Source organism: Streptomyces sp. NBC_00572, assembly GCF_026341815.1.
Classification (GTDB): domain Bacteria; phylum Actinomycetota; class Actinomycetes; order Streptomycetales; family Streptomycetaceae; genus Streptomyces.
Genome location: NZ_JAPENX010000001.1, coordinates 4753431 through 4775225 on the forward strand (window position 1 = coordinate 4753431; position 21795 = coordinate 4775225).

At 68.5% G+C, this 21795-nt stretch carries 11 protein-coding genes, 1 tRNA gene and 2 rRNA genes; 12 read left to right on the top strand and 2 right to left on the bottom strand.

Going from position 1 to position 21795, the window contains the following annotated elements; genetic code table 11:
- Nucleotides 1-54 precede the first annotated feature (54 nt).
- The 3 genes from OG514_RS22065 to OG514_RS22075 all read left to right on the top strand — a co-directional run bounded on the left by OG514_RS22065 (nt 55) and on the right by OG514_RS22075 (nt 3448).
- Nucleotides 55-3177 (top strand): 23S ribosomal RNA (locus OG514_RS22065).
- 74 nt (nt 3178-3251) lie between these two features.
- Nucleotides 3252-3368: ribosomal RNA gene (rrf, locus tag OG514_RS22070) — 5S ribosomal RNA — on the top strand.
- A gap of 4 nt (nt 3369-3372) precedes the next feature.
- Nucleotides 3373-3448, top strand: a tRNA-Thr gene (locus tag OG514_RS22075).
- A 108-nt stretch (nt 3449-3556) separates the two neighbouring features.
- Here OG514_RS22075 and OG514_RS22080 read toward each other — a convergent pair.
- Complete coding sequence (locus OG514_RS22080) at nt 3557-6202, bottom strand: SpoIIE family protein phosphatase (protein ID WP_266897361.1); 2646 nt, start codon at nt 6200-6202, stop codon at nt 3557-3559.
- A 269-nt stretch (nt 6203-6471) separates the two neighbouring features.
- On the opposite strand from OG514_RS22080, the gene OG514_RS22085 reads away from it, so the two are divergent.
- From OG514_RS22085 to OG514_RS22125, 9 genes are all read left to right on the top strand, one after another.
- Nucleotides 6472-11958 carry a HAMP domain-containing protein gene (locus OG514_RS22085; RefSeq protein WP_266897362.1) on the top strand — a complete coding sequence of 1829 codons (5487 nt, stop codon included), beginning with the start codon at nt 6472-6474 and terminating at the stop codon, nt 11956-11958.
- Between the two features lie 429 nt (nt 11959-12387).
- A complete protein-coding gene (locus OG514_RS22090; RefSeq protein ID WP_266897363.1) occupies nt 12388-13062 on the top strand; it encodes a two-component system response regulator in 675 nt (224 codons plus the stop codon).
- 137 nt (nt 13063-13199) lie between these two features.
- Entirely contained in the window at nt 13200-16046 is a 2847-nt protein-coding gene (locus OG514_RS22095) for a DNA translocase FtsK (protein ID WP_266897364.1), read from the top strand.
- Nucleotides 16047-16311: 265 nt separating this feature from the next.
- Nucleotides 16312-17139, top strand: coding sequence for a helix-turn-helix domain-containing protein (locus OG514_RS22100; RefSeq protein ID WP_266897365.1), 828 nt, complete (start codon nt 16312-16314; stop codon nt 17137-17139).
- Between the two features lie 101 nt (nt 17140-17240).
- Entirely contained in the window at nt 17241-18749 is a 1509-nt protein-coding gene (rimO, locus tag OG514_RS22105; protein WP_266897366.1) for a 30S ribosomal protein S12 methylthiotransferase RimO, read from the top strand.
- Nucleotides 18746-19420, top strand: a complete 675-nt coding sequence (gene pgsA / locus OG514_RS22110) for a CDP-diacylglycerol--glycerol-3-phosphate 3-phosphatidyltransferase (RefSeq protein WP_266897367.1) — start codon at nt 18746-18748, stop codon at nt 19418-19420. The genes rimO and pgsA overlap by 4 nt, the downstream gene beginning before the upstream one ends.
- A complete protein-coding gene (locus tag OG514_RS22115; protein WP_266897368.1) occupies nt 19417-19938 on the top strand; it encodes a CinA family protein in 522 nt (173 codons plus the stop codon). Before pgsA ends, OG514_RS22115 begins: the two co-directional genes overlap by 4 nt.
- Nucleotides 19939-20047: 109 nt before the next feature.
- Nucleotides 20048-20431, top strand: coding sequence for a helix-turn-helix domain-containing protein (locus OG514_RS22120; protein WP_056648474.1), 384 nt, complete (start codon nt 20048-20050; stop codon nt 20429-20431).
- Between the two features lie 269 nt (nt 20432-20700).
- The gene (locus OG514_RS22125; RefSeq protein ID WP_266897369.1) at nt 20701-20970 is read left to right on the top strand and encodes a hypothetical protein; all 270 of its coding nucleotides are present in this window, start codon (nt 20701-20703) and stop codon (nt 20968-20970) included.
- Here the strand turns inward: OG514_RS22125 and OG514_RS22130 are convergent.
- Entirely contained in the window at nt 20918-21775 is an 858-nt protein-coding gene (locus tag OG514_RS22130; RefSeq protein WP_266897370.1) for an SDR family NAD(P)-dependent oxidoreductase, read from the bottom strand. The two genes, OG514_RS22125 and OG514_RS22130, sit on opposite strands and share 53 nt — an antisense overlap.
- Between the last annotated feature and the right edge of the window lie 20 nt (nt 21776-21795).

The window sequence follows — 21795 nt, forward strand, 5'->3', positions numbered from 1 at the left end:
GTGATGGGTGGCTGGTCGTTGCTTGAGAACTACACAGTGGACGCGAGCATCTGTGGCCAAGTTTTTAAGGGCGCACGGTGGATGCCTTGGCACCAGGAACCGATGAAGGACGTGGGAGGCCACGATAGTCCCCGGGGAGCCGTCAACCAGGCTTTGATCCGGGGGTTTCCGAATGGGGAAACCCGGCAGTCGTCATGGGCTGTCACCCATGCCTGAACACATAGGGCATGTGGAGGGAACGAGGGGAAGTGAAACATCTCAGTACCCTCAGGAAGAGAAAACAACCGTGATTCCGGGAGTAGTGGCGAGCGAAACCGGATGAGGCCAAACCGTATGCGTGTGATACCCGGCAGGGGTTGCGCATGCGGGGTTGTGGGATCTCTCTTTCACAGTCTGCCGGCTGTGAGACGAGTCAGAAACCGTTGATGTAGGCGAAGGACATGCGAAAGGTCCGGCGTAGAGGGTAAGACCCCCGTAGCTGAAACATTAACGGCTCGTTTGAGAGACACCCAAGTAGCACGGGGCCCGAGAAATCCCGTGTGAATCTGGCGGGACCACCCGCTAAGCCTAAATATTCCCTGGTGACCGATAGCGGATAGTACCGTGAGGGAATGGTGAAAAGTACCGCGGGAGCGGAGTGAAATAGTACCTGAAACCGTGTGCCTACAAGCCGTGGGAGCGTCGCTCATTGAGTTTACTCAATGGGTCGTGACTGCGTGCCTTTTGAAGAATGAGCCTGCGAGTTTGCGGTGCGTTGCGAGGTTAACCCGTGTGGGGAAGCCGTAGCGAAAGCGAGTCCGAATAGGGCGATTCAGTAGCGCGCTCAAGACCCGAAGCGGAGTGATCTAGCCATGGGCAGGTTGAAGCGGAGGTAAGACTTCGTGGAGGACCGAACCCACCAGGGTTGAAAACCTGGGGGATGACCTGTGGTTAGGGGTGAAAGGCCAATCAAACTCCGTGATAGCTGGTTCTCCCCGAAATGCATTTAGGTGCAGCGTCGTGTGTTTCTTGCCGGAGGTAGAGCACTGGATAGGCGATGGGCCCTACCGGGTTACTGACCTTAGCCAAACTCCGAATGCCGGTAAGTGAGAGCACGGCAGTGAGACTGTGGGGGATAAGCTCCATGGTCGAGAGGGAAACAGCCCAGAGCATCGACTAAGGCCCCTAAGCGTACGCTAAGTGGGAAAGGATGTGGAGTCGCAGAGACAACCAGGAGGTTGGCTTAGAAGCAGCCACCCTTGAAAGAGTGCGTAATAGCTCACTGGTCAAGTGATTCCGCGCCGACAATGTAGCGGGGCTCAAGCGTACCGCCGAAGTCGTGTCATTGCAGCAATAGGGCCAACGCCCGCTGTGATGGGTAGGGGAGCGTCGTGTGCCGGGTGAAGCAGCCGCGGAAGCGAGTTGTGGACGGTTCACGAGTGAGAATGCAGGCATGAGTAGCGATACACACGTGAGAAACGTGTGCGCCGATTGACTAAGGGTTCCTGGGTCAAGCTGATCTGCCCAGGGTAAGTCGGGACCTAAGGCGAGGCCGACAGGCGTAGTCGATGGACAACCGGTTGATATTCCGGTACCCGCTTTGAAACGCCCAATATCGAATCAGGCGATGCTAAGTCCGTGAAGCCGTTCCGGACCCTTCGGGGAAAGGAAAGTGGTGGAGCCGACGAACCAGACTTGTAGTAGGTAAGCGATGGGGTGACGCAGGAAGGTAGTCCAACCCGGGCGGTGGTAGTCCCGGGGTAAGGGTGTAGGGCGTTGTCCAGGTAAATCCGGACAGCACATAGCCTGAGACCTGATGCCGAGCCGATTGTGGTGAAGTGGATGATCCTATGCTGTCGAGAAAAGCCTCTAGCGAGTTTCATGGCGGCCCGTACCCTAAACCGACTCAGGTGGTCAGGTAGAGAATACCGAGGCGTTCGGGTGAACTATGGTTAAGGAACTCGGCAAAATGCCCCCGTAACTTCGGGAGAAGGGGGGCCACGTCTGGTGATCGGATTTACTCCGTGAGCTGGGGGTGGCCGCAGAGACCAGCGAGAAGCGACTGTTTACTAAAAACACAGGTCCGTGCGAAGCCGTAAGGCGATGTATACGGACTGACGCCTGCCCGGTGCTGGAACGTTAAGGGGACCGGTTAGCTCTGTTTCGACAGGGCGAAGCTGAGAACTTAAGCGCCAGTAAACGGCGGTGGTAACTATAACCATCCTAAGGTAGCGAAATTCCTTGTCGGGTAAGTTCCGACCTGCACGAATGGCGTAACGACTTCTCGACTGTCTCAACCATAGGCCCGGTGAAATTGCACTACGAGTAAAGATGCTCGTTTCGCGCAGCAGGACGGAAAGACCCCGGGACCTTTACTACAGTTTGATATTGGTGTTCGGTTCGGCTTGTGTAGGATAGGTGGGAGACTTTGAAGCCGTGACGCCAGTCATGGTGGAGTCGCCGTTGAAATACCACTCTGGTCGTGCTGGATGTCTAACCTCGGTCCGTGATCCGGATCAGGGACAGTGTCTGATGGGTAGTTTAACTGGGGCGGTTGCCTCCCAAAGGGTAACGGAGGCGCCCAAAGGTTCCCTCAGCCTGGTTGGCAATCAGGTGTTGAGTGTAAGTGCACAAGGGAGCTTGACTGTGAGACCGACGGGTCGAGCAGGGACGAAAGTCGGGACTAGTGATCCGGCGGTGGCTTGTGGAAGCGCCGTCGCTCAACGGATAAAAGGTACCCCGGGGATAACAGGCTGATCTTCCCCAAGAGTCCATATCGACGGGATGGTTTGGCACCTCGATGTCGGCTCGTCGCATCCTGGGGCTGGAGTCGGTCCCAAGGGTTGGGCTGTTCGCCCATTAAAGCGGTACGCGAGCTGGGTTTAGAACGTCGTGAGACAGTTCGGTCCCTATCCGCTGCGCGCGTAGGAATATTGAGAAGGGCTGTCCCTAGTACGAGAGGACCGGGACGGACGAACCTCTGGTGTGCCAGTTGTCCTGCCAAGGGCATGGCTGGTTGGCTACGTTCGGGAGGGATAACCGCTGAAAGCATCTAAGCGGGAAGCCTGCTTCGAGATGAGTATTCCCACCTCCTTGAGAGGGTAAGGCTCCCAGTAGACGACTGGGTTGATAGGCCGGATGTGGAAGCCCAGTAATGGGTGGAGCTGACCGGTACTAATAGGCCGAGGGCTTGTCCTCAGTTGCTCGCGTCCACTGTGTTAGTTCTGAAGTAACGAACCGTGCCGATATCCAGTTGGTTAACTTCATAGAGTTTCGGTGGTCATAGCGTTAGGGAAACGCCCGGTTACATTCCGAACCCGGAAGCTAAGCCTTTCAGCGCCGATGGTACTGCAGGGGGGACCCTGTGGGAGAGTAGGACGCCGCCGAACACCCGCCCTTTTAGCTCAGTCGGTAGAGCGTCTCCATGGTAAGGAGAAGGTCAACGGTTCGATTCCGTTAAAGGGCTCCAAGTAAGAAGGCCCCCGCCTTATGGCGGGGGCCTTTTTGCGTTCCCGTCGTTTCCCCTGGGCGGGCAGCTGTGGCCGGCGATCCCCTTTCGGGGATCGCCGGGACGTTGTCAGCGGTCGTCGGGCTCCCGGAGGCGCATCGCGAGGATGGCCATGTCGTCGGAGGCGGGGGCCTGGGCGAAGCGCTCCACCGCGCGCAGCACTCGGGAGGCGACCGCGCCGGCCGTCAGGCCCGTACAGGTCTTGAGGACCTCTGCCAGGCCGTCGTCGCCGAGCATGCGGGTGCCTTCGCGGCGTTCCGTCACGCCGTCCGTGACGCAGAGGAGGACGTCGCCCGGGTCGAGCGTGATGGTCTCCTCGTACAGTTCGAGGTCTTCCATCACGCCCAGGAGCGGCTGGGGTTCGGCCGCGGACGTCACCGTGCCGTCGGGGCGGAGCCGCAGCGGGAGCGGGTGGCCGGCGCAGACGACCTTGAGGATCGCGGAGCCGTCGTCCTGCGGACGCATTTCGCCGTACAGGAGGGTGAGGAAGCGGCTGCGGGCGCCCTCGTCGAGGATCGCCGCGTTCAGCCGTTCCAGGACGGCCGGGCCGCCGAAGCCCTCGCGGGCCAGGAGGCGCAGGGCGTGGCGGGCCAGGCCGGTGACGGCGGCCGCCTCCGGGCCCGTACCGCAGACGTCGCCGATGGCGAAGCCGTAGGCGCCGTCGCGGATGGGGAAGAGATCGTAGAAGTCGCCTCCGACCTCGTTGCCCTCGCCGGCCGCGCGGTAGATCACGTCGACCTCGACGCCCGGGATGTGGGGAAGGCCGGGCGGCAGGAGGCTGCGCTGGAGGGACTGGCTGATCGCCATGCGCTCCGAGTACAGGCGGGCGTTGTCCAGGGCCAGGGCGGCCCGGCGAGAGAGGTCCTCGGCGAGCTCCAGGATCTCCTGGCGGAAGTGGTCCTCCGAGGGCCTGCCCAGGGTCAGCATGCCGATGACGCGGTTGCGGGCGACCAGGGGCAGGACGACCGTCTCGCCGGCGACCGTGGTCGCGGTGGCCAGGGTGGTGTCGATGCCGGAGGAGAGCGGGCTCGTGGGGTGGTCGAGGGCGCGGACCGAGGCGGTGAGCGCGGCCCGGTGGGCGGCGTCGCCCGGCGCGGTCCAGACGCGGGCGCCGGGGGTCGGCACCGGGTCGGGCGGGGAGATGGAGGAGAGCAGGTCCTTGAGGCCGTCGATGCGGTCCTCGTCCTCGTGGAGCACATACGAGAGGTACGGGTCGGAGGCCTGGTCGGCGATCGTGTAGACCGCGCACCAGGTGGCGAGGGTCGGGACCGTCATCTGGGCCATCAGGGCCAGGGTCTGGTCGCGGTCGAGGGTGCCGGCCAGCAGGTCGGAGGCCTCGACGAGGAAGCTGAGGGAGCCGCGGCGCAGGCGCTCGAGTTCGCCGAGGCGGGCGGACTCCACGGCCAGGGCGATGCGGTCGGCGGCGAACTGGAGGCGGAGGGCCTCTTCGTTCGAGTAGCGGTTCGCGGTCTCGGCGGCCACGCCGAGGGAGCCGGTGAGCCGGCCCTCGACCTTGAGGGGGACGGTGACCACCGAGCGCATGCCGGTGCCTTCGAGGAGCGGGACGGCGCCGGGGACGGCGGCCAGGTCCTCGTGGACCGCGGGCATGCGGGCGGAGCCGTAGCGGCTGGCGCCGGTCTCGACGGGGACGCGGGCGAAGCGCTGGCGGGCGGCCGGGAGGCCGGTGGTCGCCCGTACCTCCAGTTCCGTCTCGTCGTCGGTGGCGAGGAGGAGGAAGGCGGCGTCGCCGTCGAGCATGTCGCGGGCGCGTTCGACCGTGCGCTGGAGGAGGCCGTCGAGGTCGTCGGGGGCCGGGGAGCCGATGAAGACCTCGAAGGGATCGGCGGTGCGGCTCTCGGAGCCCGGCTCGGCCGCGGGGCGCTGCGGGGTCTGGAGGACGGCCCGCTCGTGCTCGCGTACCAGGAGGCAGACCGTGGAGGGTTCGCCCTGGGCGTCGCGGACCCGCAGGTGTGCGGCGTAGACGGGGATGACGCGGCCGTCGGCGCAACGGATGCCGTAGCTGCCCTCCCAGCGGGAGAGGCGGAGGGCCTCGGCGAGGCCGGTGCCGATGCCGGGGGTATGGGGCCAGGCGGCGAGGTCGCCGAGGGGTTTGCCGGTGACCTGCTCGGAGGCGTATCCGAAGAGTTCGTCCGCGTCCTCGTTCCAGGCGGTGATCGCTCCGCCGCGGTCGATCTGGACGACGGCGACGCGGACGCGGCTGTCGGTGACCGGGAGGAGGGCGTCGGGGAGGACGGGGCCCGCGGAGCGGGTGCCGACCGGGCGCTGGGCGAGGTCGAGGTGGAACCAGACGTGCTTGCGGGTGGGGGAGTAGTCGACGCCCCAGCGGTGGGCGAGGGCGGCGCAGAGCAGCAGCCCGCGGCCGTTCTCGCGGTCGGGGCTGCCGAAGGTGCGGCTGCTCTGGAGAGGGATCTCGCGCTCGGGGTAGCGGTCGGCGACCTCGACGCGGATGCTGTCGTCGGCACGGAGGCAGAGGACTTCGGCGGAGGTGCCGGCGTGGATGACGGCGTTGGTGACGAGCTCGCTGGTGAGGACGACGGCGTCGTCGACGAGTTCGGGGTGTCCCCAGCCCTGGAGGGTGTCCCGGACGAAGGCGCGGGCGGCCGCGACGGACCGCCCGACGGGCTCGAAGCTGGCAGTCGCCCGCGCGGTGATCACAGCACTCCTCGTACGCGTCTCGACGCCCGGCTCTGCCATGCTCGGTCTGTCCCTCCCGCTGCCCGGTGGTCGTACGCGCACCACACCGCCCCCGCCGGGCGGACCGGGGCGGTTGGACAGCCGGAAGCCAGGTTACTTACCTTCGCTGTCCGAGCGGATGCCGGTCATCGCTGAATCCGTCCCCAGGGGGTAGGGACGCTGTGCGAAGCTGCCGAACTGTTATCGCCTGGTTCGGTGGCGGTGAAACACTGGGCAGGCTACCGGCGGAAGCCGGAGCGGTACGGTCGACCCCTTTCGGGAGGGACACGGTGGAACCTGGCACGGCGGCGCGACGCGGCGGAGGCAGCGGTACGCGCGCGAGGGGCGGGCGTTCCCGTGGGGGGACGGTGCAGGTGGACGCGGCGGCGCTGGAGCGGCTGCTGGCCGCACTGGTGTCCATGCGGGACGGCAACCTTCGCAGGCGGCTCACGGTGTCCGGCGACGGGGTCATGGCGGAGATCTCCGCCGTGTTCAACGAGGTCGCTGACCGGCAGATGCATGTGACGGGGGAGCTGTCGCGGGTCCGCCGGGTGGTGGGACGCGAGGGCAAGCTGTCCGAGCGACTGGAGGCGGGCGCCACCGAGGGGGCGTGGGCCGCGGCGATCGAGGCCGCGAACGCGCTCGTCGACGATCTGGCCCGGCCCGTGTCCGAGGTGGGACGGGTGCTCTCGGCGGTGGCCGAGGGTGATCTGGAACAGCGGATGGACCTGCGTTCGGAGGGTGCCGACGGGACGGTCCGGCCGCTGCGCGGGGAGTTCCTGAAGGTCGCCCGTACCGTCAACAACCTGGTCGACCAGCTGTCGGTGTTCGCCTCCGAGGTGACCAGGGTCGCCGTCGAGGTGGGTACGGACGGCAAGCTGGGCGGGCAGGCGCAGGTGCGTGGGGTGTCCGGTTCGTGGAAGGACCTCACGGACTCGGTCAACACGATGGCGAACCGGCTGACGGCCCAGGTGCGGGACATCGCCCTGGTGACGACCGCGGTGGCCGACGGCGACCTGTCGCAGAAGGTCACCGCGAACGTGGCCGGCGAGATGCTGGAGCTGAAGAACACCGTCAACCGGATGGTGGACCAGCTGTCGTCGTTCTCCTCCGAGGTGACCCGTGTCGCCCGCGAGGTGGGTACGGAGGGCGAGCTCGGCGGTCAGGCCGAGGTGGCCGGGGTCGCCGGTGTGTGGAAGGACCTCACGGACTCCGTCAACACGATGGCGGGCAACCTGACCAACCAGGTGCGGGGCATCGCCGAGGTGACCACGGCGGTCGCCAACGGCGACCTGTCGCAGAAGGTGCGGGTGTCGGCGCGCGGTGAGATCGCGCAGCTGGCGGACACCATCAACCAGATGACGAAGACGCTGCGGATCTTCGCCGACGAGGTCACCCGGGTGTCGGGCGAGGTCGGCGCGGAGGGTCTGCTCGGCGGGCAGGCGCAGGTGCCGGGGGCGGCGGGGACGTGGAAGGATCTGACCGACTCCGTCAACACCGTCTTCCGGAACATCACCACGCAGGTGCGTGACATCGCGCAGGTGACGACGGCGGTGGCCAACGGTGACCTGTCGCAGAAGGTCACCGTGGATGTGGCCGGCGAGATGCTGGAGCTGAAGAACACCGTCAACACGATGGTGGACCAGCTGTCGGCGTTCGGTTCCGAGGTGACCCGGGTGGCCCGGGAGGTCGGTGTCGAGGGTCTGCTCGGTGGTCAGGCCGAGGTGCCGGGCGCGGCGGGGACCTGGAAGGACCTCACGGACTCGGTGAACACGGCCTTCCGGAACCTGACCGGCCAGGTGCGTGACATCGCGCAGGTGACGACGGCGGTGGCCAACGGCGATCTGTCGCAGAAGGTCACCGTGGATGTGGCCGGCGAGATGCTGGAGCTGAAGAACACCGTCAACACGATGGTGTCGCAGCTGTCGTCGTTCGCGGACCAGGTGACTCGGATGGCCCGGGACGTGGGCACCGAGGGCCGCCTCGGCGGTCAGGCGCGGGTGGACGGTGTGTCGGGGCGCTGGCGGGAGCTCACCGACTCGGTGAACTTCATGGCCGGCAACCTGACTTCGCAGGTGCGGCAGATCGCGCAGGTGACGACGGCCGTGGCCCGTGGTGACCTGTCGCAGAAGATCGACGTGGACGCGCGGGGCGAGATCCTGGAGCTGAAGAACACCATCAACACGATGGTCGACCAGCTCTCCGCGTTCGCCGAGCAGGTGACCCGGGTGGCCCGCGAGGTGGGTACGGACGGGCGGCTCGGCGGTCAGGCGCAGGTGCCCGGTGTGGCCGGTGTGTGGCGTGACCTGACGGACTCGGTGAACGGCATGGCCGGGAACCTCACCACCCAGGTCCGTAACATCGCGCAGGTCGCCACGGCGGTCGCGCGCGGTGACCTGTCGCAGAAGATCGACGTGGACGCGCGGGGCGAGATCCTGGAGCTGAAGAACACCCTCAACACGATGGTGGACCAGCTGTCGAACTTCGCCGAGCAGGTGACCCGGGTGGCCCGCGAGGTGGGCACCGAGGGCATTCTGGGCGGTCAGGCCGAGGTGCAGGGGGTCTCGGGCACCTGGAAGGACCTCACCCAGTCCGTGAACTTCATGGCGAACAACCTCACCATCCAGGTGCGGAACATCGCCGAGGTCACGACGGCGGTCGCCAAGGGCGACCTCTCGAAGAAGATCACGGTGGACGCCCGGGGCGAGATCCTGGAGCTGGTGACGACCGTCAACACGATGGTCGACCAGCTGTCGAACTTCGCGGACGAGGTCACGCGCGTGGCCCGTGAGGTGGGTACGGAGGGCATCCTCGGCGGCCAGGCGCGGGTCCGTGGCGTCACCGGCACCTGGAAGGACCTCAGCGACAACGTCAACCTGATGGCCAACAACCTGACCAGTCAGGTGCGGAACATCTCCCGGGTGTCGGCGGCCGTCGCCAACGGCGACCTGACGAAGAAGGTGACGGTCGAGGCGCGCGGCGAGGTCGCCGAACTCGCCGAGACCGTCAACACGATGGTGACGACCCTGTCGTCCTTCGCGGACGAGGTCACGCGCGTGGCGCGTGAGGTGGGTACGGAGGGCGAACTGGGCGGCCAGGCCCGGGTGCCGGGTGTCTCGGGCACCTGGAAGGACCTCACCGAGTCGGTGAACTCGATGGCCGACAACCTCACCGGTCAGGTGCGGCAGATCGCCGCGGTCACCACCGCCATCGCCAAGGGCGACCTCACCAAGAAGATCGACATCGACGCGCGCGGTGAGATCCAGGAGCTGAAGAACACCATCAACACGATGGTCGATCAGCTGTCGAACTTCGCGGAGGAGGTCACCCGCGTGGCCCGCGAGGTGGGTACCGACGGGCAGCTCGGCGGCCAGGCCCGGGTCCGGGACGTGGAGGGCACCTGGAGCGATCTGACCGAGTCCGTGAACGAGATGGCCGGGAACCTCACCCGCCAGGTGCGGGCCATCGCGGCCGTCGCCACCGCGGTGACCCGCGGCGACCTCAACGTCAAGATCGACGGTGTGGACGCGGCCGGTGAGATCCAGGCGCTCCAGGACAACATCAACACGATGATCGCCAACCTGCGCGACACCACCCTCGCCAACGACGAGCAGGACTGGCTCAAGAGCAACCTGGCCCGCATCTCCGGCCTCATGCAGGGCCGCCGGGACCTCGACGACGTGGCCTCGCTCATCATGAGCGAGCTGACGCCGGTGGTCTCCGCCCAGCACGGCGCCTTCTTCGTGGCCGTACCGACCGGGTCCGCCCACAACGACGCCGAACTCGTCGGTGGGGGCGACGGCTCGTACGAGCTGCGGATGCGGGGGAGTTACGGATACTCCACCGGGTCCATGCCGACCTCGTTCCGGCCCGGGGAGACGCTCATCGGGACGGCGGCCGACGAGAAGCGGACCATCCAGCTCCATGTGCCGCCCGGCTATCTGAAGATCTCCTCCGGGCTCGGCGAGGCCTCGCCGGCGCACGTGATCGTCCTTCCGGTCCTCTTCGAGGGCAAGGTCCTCGGCGTGATCGAGCTGGCCTCCTTCCAGCCGTTCACCCAGATCCAGCGGGACTTCCTCAACCAGATCGCCGAGCTGATCGCGACCACCGTCAACACCATCAGCGTCAACACCAAGACCGAGGTGCTGCTCCAGCAGTCGCAGGAGCTCACCGAGCAGCTCAAGGAGCGCTCGGCCGAGCTGGAGCACCGGCAGAAGGAACTCCAGGGTTCCAACCTGGAGCTGGAGGAGAAGGCCGAGCTGCTGGCTCGGCAGAACCGTGACATCGAGGTGAAGAACACCGAGATCGAGGAGGCCCGGCAGGTCCTGGAGGAGCGTGCCGAACAGCTCGCGGTCTCCATGCGCTACAAGTCCGAGTTCCTGGCGAACATGTCGCACGAGCTGCGCACGCCGCTCAACTCGCTGCTGATCCTCGCCAAGTTGCTCGCGGACAACGCCGAGACGAACCTGACGCCGAAGCAGGTCGAGTTCGCGGAGACCATCCACGGCGCCGGTTCGGACCTGCTCCAGCTGATCAACGACATCCTCGACCTGTCCAAGGTCGAGGCGGGCAAGATGGACGTCTCGCCGACCCGGATCGCCCTCGTCCAGCTCGTCGACTACGTGGAGGCCACCTTCCGGCCGCTCACGGCGGAGAAGGGGCTCGACTTCTCGGTGCGGGTCTCCCCCGAGCTGCCGGCGACGCTCCACACCGACGAGCAGCGGCTGCTCCAGGTGCTGCGCAACCTCCTGTCCAACGCCGTGAAGTTCACCGACACGGGCGCGGTGGAGCTGGTGATCCGGCCGGCCGGGATCGATGTGCCGCAGTCGATCCGCGAGCAGCTCCTGGAGGCCGGGTCGCTGCGCGATCCGGAGGCCGATCTGATCGCGTTCTCGGTCACCGACACCGGGATCGGGATCGCCGCGAGCAAGATGCGGGTCATCTTCGAGGCGTTCAAGCAGGCCGACGGCACGACCAGCCGGAAGTACGGCGGTACAGGTCTGGGTCTGTCGATCAGCCGGGAGATCGCGCGGCTGCTCGGCGGCGAGATCTTCGCGGCGAGCGAGCCGGGCCGCGGTTCGACGTTCACGCTCTATCTGCCGCTGAGCCCGACGGAGTTGCCGTCGGGCGCCTACGGGCAGGGGGCGCAGGACGCCGACGACCCTCAGCACGGCATCGAGGAGGGGGCGGCCGGCGCCGTCCACCCGTTCCCGCACTTCCCGCCGCCGCCCGTACGGACGGAGGCGCGGTCCGGGGCCGGGGCGCTGTTCCGGCACCGGCGGAAGGCGGCCGCGGAGGCGACGGGGGCGCGGACGGCGGTGCCGGGGCAGTCCGGGCAGCAGATCGCGGCCGGTCGGGCGGAGCAGGAGGTGGAGCCCGAGCCGCGCCGTACCTTCAGCTTCTCCGGCGAGAAGGTGCTCATCGTCGACGACGACATCCGTAACGTCTTCGCGCTCACCAGCGTCCTGGAGCAGCACGGGCTGGCGGTGCTCTACGCGGAGAACGGGCGGGAGGGCATCGAAGTCCTGGAGCAGCACGACGATGTGACGATCGTCCTGATGGACATCATGATGCCCGAGATGGACGGATACGCGACGACGACCGCGATCCGGCGCATGCCGCAGTTCGCGGGGCTGCCGATCATCGCGCTGACGGCGAAGGCGATGAAGGGCGACCGGGAGAAGGCGATCGAGTCGGGTGCCTCGGACTATGTGACGAAGCCGGTCGATCCCGATCACCTGCTGTCCGTGATGGAGCAGTGGATGCGGGGGGAGTGACGCCGCGCGGGCCGTGGTGCACGGGGGTGTGCTTCCCTGCCCGGGGCCGTGGTGCGGGGGAGCGCCCCCGGCGTCGCGGCCCTGGCGTGGGAAGGGTGCCCTGCCGCCACGGGCTCGTGGTGTGGGACGGTGCCTCCGCGACGGGGGTCCGCCGGGTGGCGTCGCGTGGGCTTCCGGGCGCTCGCTGACGGACTGTCGCCACGGGGGTGTGAGAGGCCGGGATACGGGGAACCTTCTGGTCTCCCACCGCGTTTCCGGTACGTGCACTGTGACATCGCGGTGACAGGGTGTGGCGACGGGCGGGGTGCGGCTACGATGACCGGCACAAGGACGGACGGCGTTAGGGAGTCGTCTTCAGGGGCGGCGCCCGGTGCTTCCCCCGGTTCCGGGAGCCGGGGAGAGCCGTTGCCGGGGCGAGGAGGACGGGGCATGGTGCAGAAGGCCAAGATCCTCCTGGTCGATGACCGGCCGGAGAATCTGCTGGCGCTGGAGGCCATTCTCTCCGCGCTCGATCAGACGCTGGTGCGGGCATCGTCCGGGGAGGAAGCGCTCAAGGCGCTGTTGACGGACGACTTCGCGGTCATCCTGCTCGACGTCCAGATGCCGGGGATGGACGGTTTCGAGACCGCCGCCCACATCAAGCGGCGGGAGCGGACCCGGGACATCCCGATCATCTTCCTCACCGCCATCAACCACGGCCCCCACCACACTTTCCGTGGGTACGCGGCCGGGGCGGTCGACTACATCTCGAAGCCGTTCGACCCGTGGGTGCTGCGCGCCAAGGTCTCCGTCTTCGTCGAGCTGTACATGAAGAACTGCAAGCTGCGCGAGCAGGCCGCCCTGCTGCGGCTGCAGTTGGAGGGTGGCGGCGAGGCCGGTCACGGCAAGGAGGCCGCCGGTCTGCTCGCCGAGCTGTCGGCCCGTCTCGCGGCCGTCGAGGAGCAGGCGGAGGCGCTGTCCAAGCAGCTCGACGACGACTCCGCCGACGCGGCCGCCGTCGCCACCGCCGCGCATCTGGAGCGCAAGCTCACCGGTCTGCGCCGGGCGCTGGACGCGCTGGAGCCGGGCACGGGCGCCGCGCCGACGCTGCCGGCCCAGAGCTGACGTACCGTCACCGCCTGTTCCGGACCGCCGCGATCCGGCGGAGGCAGGCGTGAGGCGGCGTCAGCATCGCGCCCTGGTAGGGGCGACACGAACGGGTGAGGCGGACAGCCGGTCTTCACAACGGTAACCTCGGCATCATGGCTTCACGTACGTCCGGCAAGGGTTCCCAGAGCACGGCGGGCACCGCAAAGCCGCGCGCCGGCCGTACGACGGGCGCCGCGAAGAAAGCGGCACCCGCGAAGTCCCAGGCGAAGGCACCCGCCAAGCCGCCCGCGAAGAAGGCACCGGCCAAGAAGGCGGCGCCCGCCAAGCGTGCGCCCGCGCGGAAGACGGCGGCGAAGAAGCCCGCCCCCCGGCCCGCGCCGTCGCCTACCGGGGGCATCTACCGGCTCGCGCGCGGCGCCTGGCTCGGCCTCGCCCACGCGGTGGGGGCGATGTTCCGGGGGATAGGGCGTGGCGCCAAGGGCCTCGACCCGGCCCACCGCAAGGACGGGCTCGCGCTGCTGCTCCTCGGCCTCGCGCTCATCGTCGCCGCGGGCACCTGGTCCAACCTCCGCGGCCCCGTCGGCGACCTCGTCGAGATGCTGGTGACCGGCTCCTTCGGCCGCCTCGACCTGCTCGTACCGCTGCTCCTCGGCGCGATCGCCATCCGGCTGATCCTCTACCCGGAGAAGCCCGAGGCCAACGGCCGGATCAGCATCGGCCTCTCCGCCCTCGTCATCGGAATCCTCGGCCAGGTGCACATCGCGGTCGGCTCGCCGGGCCGCGGCGACGGCAGCGCGGCCATGCAGGACGCGGGCGGTCTCGTCGGCTGGGCCGCGTCCCAGCCGCTCGTCTTCATGATGGGCGAGGTCCTCGCCGTCCCGATGCTGGTCCTGCTCACGATCTTCGGGCTGCTCGTCGTCACCGCCACCCCGGTCAACGCGATTCCGCAGCGGCTGCGCGCCCTCGGCGCCAAGCTCGGCATCGTCGAACCCGCGTACGACCCGGAGGAGGCCGAGGCCCACGGGGCCTCCTCCGAGGAGTACGAGGGGTACGACGAGGAGTGGCGGGAAGCCCGGCCGCAGTCCCGGACCGCCCGGCCCGTACGACGCCGCGGCCCGGCGGATCCGTACGACGTGGACCGCGCCGAGGCCGAGATGCTCGAACGGCGCAACCGCCTGGCGCGACCGCCGGCCGAGCGGTCCGTCTTCGACCACGGCCTCGACCCGGTCGACGTCGCCGCGGCCGCGGCCGCCGCACTCGACGGCGCGGTCCTCAACGGCATGCCGCCCTCCCCGATCGTCGCCGACCTCACCAGGGACGTCACCGCCGACCGCAAGGCCGCCGTGGAGGCCGCCGCCGCGAAGGCCGCTGCCAAGGCCGCCGAATCGGGGGCTCCGGCCGCTCCCGTGCCGCCGGCCCGTGGTGGGGACCAGCGGCCCGGCGGAGGCGTACCGGATCTGACCAAGCCGGCGCCCGAGCCGACCGATCTGCCGCCCCGGGCCGAGCAGCTTCAGCTGTCCGGGGACATCACGTACTCGTTGCCTTCGCTGGACCTCTTGGAGCGGGGTGGGCCGGGTAAGACGCGTAGTGCCGCCAATGACGCCGTGGTGGATTCGCTCTCCAACGTCTTCACCGAGTTCAAGGTCGACGCGGCCGTCACCGGTTTCACCCGGGGGCCGACGGTCACGCGGTACGAGGTCGAGCTCGGGCCCGCCGTGAAGGTCGAGAAGATCACGGCCCTGACCAAGAACATCGCGTACGCCGTGGCCTCCCCGGACGTGCGGATCATCTCGCCGATCCCGGGAAAGTCCGCGGTCGGCATCGAGATCCCCAACAGTGACCGGGAGATGGTCAACCTCGGCGACGTGCTGCGGCTCGCGGCCGCGGCCGAGGACGACCACCCGATGCTGGTGGCGCTCGGCAAGAACGTCGAGGGCGGCTACGAGATGGCCAACCTGGCGAAGATGCCGCACGTCCTGGTCGCCGGTGCCACCGGCTCCGGCAAGTCCTCGTGCATCAACTGCCTGATCACCTCGATCATGATAAGAGCGACCCCCGAGGACGTCCGGATGGTCCTGGTCGACCCCAAGCGGGTCGAGCTCACCGCCTACGAGGGCATCCCGCACCTGATCACCCCGATCATCACCAACCCCAAGCGGGCCGCCGAGGCCCTGCAGTGGGTGGTGAAGGAGATGGACCTCCGCTACGACGATCTGGCGGCGTTCGGCTACCGGCACATCGACGACTTCAACCAGGCCATCCGGGACGGGAAGATCAAGCTGCCCGAGGGCAGTGAGCGGGAGCTCAAGACGTACCCGTACCTGCTGGTCATCGTCGACGAGCTCGCCGACCTGATGATGGTCGCGCCCCGGGACGTCGAGGACTCGATCGTGCGCATCACGCAGCTCGCGAGGGCCGCCGGCATCCACCTCGTGCTCGCCACCCAGCGGCCGTCCGTGGACGTCGTCACCGGCCTCATCAAGGCCAACGTGCCCTCCCGGCTCGCCTTCGCGACCTCCTCGCTCGCCGACAGCCGCGTCATCCTCGACCAGCCGGGCGCCGAGAAGCTCATCGGAAAGGGTGACGGTCTGTTCCTGCCGATGGGTGCCAACAAGCCCGTCCGCATGCAGGGCGCGTTCGTCACCGAGGCCGAGGTCGCGGCCGTCGTGCAGCACTGCAAGGACCAGATGACCCCGGTCTTCCGGGAGGACGTCACCGTCGGCACCCGGCAGAAGAAGGAGATCGACGAGGACATCGGCGACGACCTCGACCTGCTGTGCCAGGCCGCCGAACTGGTCGTCTCCACACAGTTCGGCTCCACGTCGATGCTCCAGCGCAAACTCCGCGTCGGCTTCGCGAAGGCCGGACGGCTGATGGACCTGATGGAGTCGCGGAACATCGTCGGACCGAGCGAGGGGTCCAAGGCGCGGGACGTACTGGTCAAGCCCGACGAGCTGGACGGCGTGCTCGCCGTGATCCGGGGGGAGTCGGGGGTGTAGGGCCCAGGGGCCCGGAGGGCGTGGGCGGGGACCGGTCGGAGTAGCGGCCGGGGAGCGGGGTACACGATCGAGACCGGGCCGAGACTCACTCGTAAGGGAACGGAGGGCAACCGTTTCCCCTGGCCGTACGTCAAGTTGAGCGGAGGGACAGAAGGATGTCCCAGCCTCATGGCGTACAAACAGCACCCGCCCGGTTGCCCCACCCTTTCGTACCACCCATAGACTGAACGTCCAGCAGGTGGCTACACGCTCGAAAGGCGCTCTCGTGTCCATCGGCAACTCCCCCGAAGACGACCGGATCTTCCCGGCAGACGACCGGGACTCGATCGGTCGCGCTCTCCAGCAGACCCGCATCGCCGCCGGTCTCACCGTCGAAGAGGTCAGTGCCTCCACCCGTGTCCGGATTCCGATCGTTCAGGCGATCGAGGAGGACGACTTCTCCCGCTGCGGCGGCGACGTCTACGCCCGCGGCCACATCCGCACGCTCGCGCGTGCCGTCGGCCTCGATCCGGCCCCGCTGATCGAGCAGTACGACGCCGAGCACGGTGGTCGTCCCGCGCCCACCCCCGCCGCCCCGCTGTTCGAGGCGGAACGCATCCGCCCCGAGCCGCGTCGGCCCAACTGGACCGCCGCGATGGTCGCGGCCATCGTCGCCGTCGTCGGTTTCGTCGGCTTCACGATGTTCAACGGCAACGACGGACCCAAGGGCACCACCACCGCCGACGGCGGCCCGGCGCCCGCGCCGGAGAAGGCGACCTCGGCCGCCAAGCCCAAGCCGGTCAAGCCCGTCGCCCCGAAGCCCACCGAGAGCGCGATCGCCGCGGTCCCGCAGGACAAGGTGACGGTGAAGATGACCGCCATCGACGGCAAGAGCTGGATCTCGGCCAAGGCCGCCGACGGCAAGATCCTCTTCGACGGGCTCCTCATGGAGGGCGAGTCCAAGACCTTCCAGGACGACGAGCGCGTCGATCTGGTGCTCGGCAACGCCGGCGCCGTCGAGCTCTACGTGAACGGCAAGAAGGTCGCCGACAAGTTCGAATCCGGCCAGGTCGAGCGGCTGACCTACACCAAGGGCGACCCCGAGGCCGGATGAGCCCGTGGTACGGCCCGCGCCAGGGCCCGTGATGTGACCTCTGTCGCGCAGGTGAACCCTGCGCGACGGGGGAACGGCCGGGACGAAGTAGTCTTGAGCCCATGCCCGAACGCCGTACCGTCGCCCTTGTCACTCTTGGCTGCGCCCGTAACGAGGTGGACTCGGAGGAGCTCGCAGGCCGCTTGGCAGCGGACGGCTGGGAGCTCGTCGAGAACGCCGAAGATGCGGATGTCGCCGTCGTCAACACCTGTGGATTCGTCGAAGCCGCCAAGAAGGACTCCGTCGACGCCCTCCTCGAAGCCAATGATCTGAAGGACCACGGCCGCACCCAGGCCGTGGTCGCCGTCGGCTGTATGGCCGAGCGGTACGGCAAGGAACTCGCCGAAGCCCTCCCGGAGGCCGACGGCGTCCTCGGCTTCGACGACTACTCCGACATCTCCAACCGCCTCCAGACCATCCTCAGCGGTGGCAGTGTCGAGGCGCACACCCCGCGTGACCGGCGCCAGCTGCTGCCGCTCTCGCCCGTGGAGCGCCAGGAGGCCGCCGCCACGGTGGCCCTCCCGGGCCACGGCGTCGTGGAGGCCCCCGCCCCCGCCGTCGCGCCCGAGGGCGTGCCGAGCGACCTGCCCGACGGTCTCGCGCCCGCCTCCGGGCCGCGCGCCCCGCTCCGCCGGCGCCTGGACACCAGCCCCGTCGCCTCCGTGAAGCTGGCCTCCGGCTGCGACCGCCGCTGCTCCTTCTGCGCCATCCCCTCCTTCCGCGGCTCCTTCGTCTCCCGCCGTCCCTCGGACGTGCTCAACGAGACGCGCTGGCTCGCCGAGCAGGGGGTGAAGGAGGTCATGCTGGTCTCCGAGAACAACACCTCCTACGGCAAGGACCTCGGCGACATCCGGCTCCTGGAGAGCCTGCTGCCCGAGCTCGCTGCGGTCGACGGCATCGAGCGCGTCCGCGTCAGCTACCTCCAGCCCGCCGAGATGCGCCCCGGCCTGATCGACGTCCTGACGTCGACCGAGAAGGTCGTGCCGTACTTCGACCTTTCCTTCCAGCACAGCGCCCCCGACGTGCTGCGGGCGATGCGCCGCTTCGGCGACACCGACCGCTTCCTGGAGCTCCTGGAGACCATCCGGGCCAAGGCCCCGACGGCCGGCGCCCGCTCCAACTTCATCGTCGGCTTCCCCGGCGAGACCGAGGCCGACTTCGCCGAGCTGGAACGCTTCGTCACCCACGCCCGGCTCGACGCCATCGGCGTCTTCGGCTACTCCGACGAGGACGGCACCGAGGCCGCCACGTACGAGCACAAGCTCGACCAGGACGTCGTCGACGCGCGCCTCGCCCACCTCTCCCGGCTCGCCGAGGAGCTCACCGCCCAGCGCGCGGAGGAGCGGATCGGAGAGACCCTTGAAGTACTGGTCGAGTCCGTGGACGACGAGGACGGCGTGATCGGCCGCGCCGCCCACCAGGCGCCCGAGACCGACGGCCAGGTCGTCCTCACCACGGCCGGCGGTGCGAGCCCCGACCTGGCTCCGGGCCGTATGGTCATGGCGAAGGTCGTCGGCACGGAGGGCGTCGACCTGGTGGCCGAGTGTCTTTTCGAGGAGGCAGGCAGATGACCGGAGTCCCGGCATCCGCGACGGGCGGGACCGGTAGGCCGGCGCCCCGCGGCAAGCTGGGCACGGCGGCCGTCAACCAGGCCAGCCTGTGGAACATCGCCAACATCCTGACCATGATCCGGCTCGTGCTCGTGCCGGCCTTCGTGCTGCTGCTCTTCCAGGACGGCGGTCACGACCCCGCATGGCGGGCCTGGGCCTGGGCGGCGTTCGCCGTCGCCATGATCACGGATGTCTTCGACGGGCACCTCGCCCGTGCGTACAACCTGGTCACGGACTTCGGGAAGATCGCCGACCCGATCGCCGACAAGGCGATCATGGCGGCCGGACTCATCTCGCTGTCCGCGCTCGGCGACCTGCCCTGGTGGGTCACCGGAGTCATCCTGGCCCGTGAGCTGGGGATCACCCTGATGCGGTTCTGGGTGATCAGGCACGGGGTCATCCCGGCCAGCCGCGGCGGCAAGATGAAGACGCTGGCCCAGGGCACGGCGGTCGGCATGTACGTGCTGATGCTCACCGGGCCGCTGGCCACCCTGCGCTTCTGGGTGATGGCGGTGGCCGTCGTGCTGACGGTCGTCACCGGTCTGGACTACGTACGCCAGGCGGTCGTACTGCGTCGCAAGGGGCTCGCCGCCGAGCGGGCGGCCGCGCAGTCGGAGGCGGCGACGCGATGAACGGGGCCGCCCGGGTGCTGGCACTGCTTGCGGAGCGTGGTCACACGCTGGCCGCCGCGGAGTCGCTCACGGGTGGTCTGGTGGCCGCGGAGCTCACCGGAGTGCCCGGCGCCTCGGCCTCCTTCCGGGGGTCCGTCACGGCCTACGCCACGGCCCTCAAGCAGGAGCTGCTGGGTGTCGACGCGGCCCTGCTCGCCGAGCGCGGAGCGGTGGATCCCGAGGTCGCGCTGCAGATGGCGGCCGGTGTACGGGCCCGGCTCGGCGCCGACTGGGGGATCTCGACGACCGGGGTCGCGGGGCCCGATCCGCAGGACGGACAGCCGGTCGGAACCGTCTACGTGGCGGTCGCGGGACCTGCCGCGACCGGCGCCCGCGCCGGGAAAGTGGTCTCGTTGAGGTTGAACGGCGACCGCGCGGACATCCGTAGAGAGAGCGTACGGAGCGTACTGGAACTGCTCCATGAGGAACTCTCGGGAAATGCGCGGGCACAGGATACGGAACACAACGGGGGGAATTGATGTTTGCAGCCCTGAGTGAACACGACATCGCTCCCCGCACGGCCGCAGCGCGAGGCGGTACGGTGGGGCGTGAAGGATGCGGCTACGCGGTCCGAGGAGGGAGCCACCGATGATTCTGCTCCGTCGCCTGTTGGGTGACGTGCTGCGTCGGCAGCGCCAGCGCCAAGGCCGTACTCTGCGCGAAGTCTCCTCGTCCGCCCGAGTCTCGCTCGGCTATCTCTCCGAGGTGGAGCGGGGGCAGAAGGAGGCTTCCTCCGAGCTGCTCTCCGCGATCTGCGACGCGCTGGACGTACGGATGTCCGAGCTCATGCGTGAAGTGAGCGACGAGCTGTCACTGGCCGAACTGGCCGAGTCGGCAGCGGCGAGCGAACCGGTGCCGACGCCGGTACGCCCGATGCTCAATTCGGTGTCGGTGACGTCGGTGGCCGGTGTGTCCACCGGGCGGGTGACCATCAAGGCGCCCGCGGAAGCGGTCGACGTCGTCGCCGCCTGAGTCGTCGCCCGGCGGCCGAATGTGTCGCTGTGTGAAACGAAGTGGGGTCAAGCCCCGGTCGGTGCCTCCTTGAGGGGCGCCGACCGGGGCTTTTCCCTTGATGAGGGGTGGTTTCCTCGGTATTGGCCCCATTGCTGGAGATGCCGGGTTCATGTGTCGCGTGCCATGGTGGGGGGACGTACGACTGGGCCGTGTGCGCCGGGTTTGCCTCCGGTGCGCCCTCCCGCAGGGTGATCCTGCCGGTCTAGCGTCGACGGCAGGAGGCGGCCATGGTACGGCGACGTGTGCCGCCGGCGACGCTCGCGCTGGTCGCGATCGGGCTGGTGGCCGGGGGGCTCTGGTGGTGGGCTGTGCTGCGCCTGCTCCTGGCGCCGGGCGATGCCGGGCCGGTCGAGGGGGCGGTGGCCGCGGGCGGCTGGGGGCTGAGCCTGCTGCCGGTCCACGTGGCGGCCTCGTCGGGGCGGCCGGGGGCGCTCGTCCGACAGGTCACCAGGGCATCGCGACGCCGCCGTTGGGGCGCAGGATCTGGCCTGTCGTGAACGCGGAGGCGTCCGACGCGAGGTGCAGGACGGCGTGGGCGATGTCCTGGGCCTCCCCGACCCGGCCCAGCGGTGAGTGACGGATCATCGCGGCCTCCGCCTGCTGTTGGGCGGCCGGCTCGTGGCGGTCCGTCATGGGGGTGCGGATCCAGCCCGGGGCGACCGCGTTGACCCGGATGCCGTGCCGGCCGGCCTCCGTCGCCAGGGTCTTCGTCAGCTGGACGACGGCCGCCTTGGTGACGCTGTAGCAGAGCAGCCCGGGGCTCGCGGTGTCCATGGCGCCCGAGGCCATCGTGACGATCGAACCGGGCACGCCGGCGGCGATCATCGAACGGGCAGCCTCCTGGCACGCGTAGAGAACGCCCTTGAAATTGACGGCGAGGACGCGGTCGAGGTCCTCCTCGCGGGTCTCCAGGACCGAGCTGGTGTGCATGATCCCGGCGACCGCGGCCATGACGTGGAGGGGGCCGGCCGTGCGGACGGCGGCGGCGAGGGCCGCTCGGTCGGTGACGTCCAGGGTGTGCGGGTGTGCGGTGCCTCCCTCGCGGGCGATGAGGGTGACCGTCTCCTTGAGGCCGTGCTCGTCGCGGTCCGCGCAGTGCACGGTGGCGCCGGCCTGGGCGAGGAGGACGGCGGTCGCGCGGCCGATGCCGCTGGCGGCGCCGGTGACGAAGGCGGTGCGGTCGGTCAGGTCGTAGGCGGGGAGGGGTGGCCTGTTCGCCGTGTTCGCCTTGCTCGCTCTGTCCGCCTTGATCGGCTTGCTCGTTGTGCTTGTCGCGCTCGATTCGTTCGCCGTGTCCGTCATGGTCGGACCGTACGACTGGA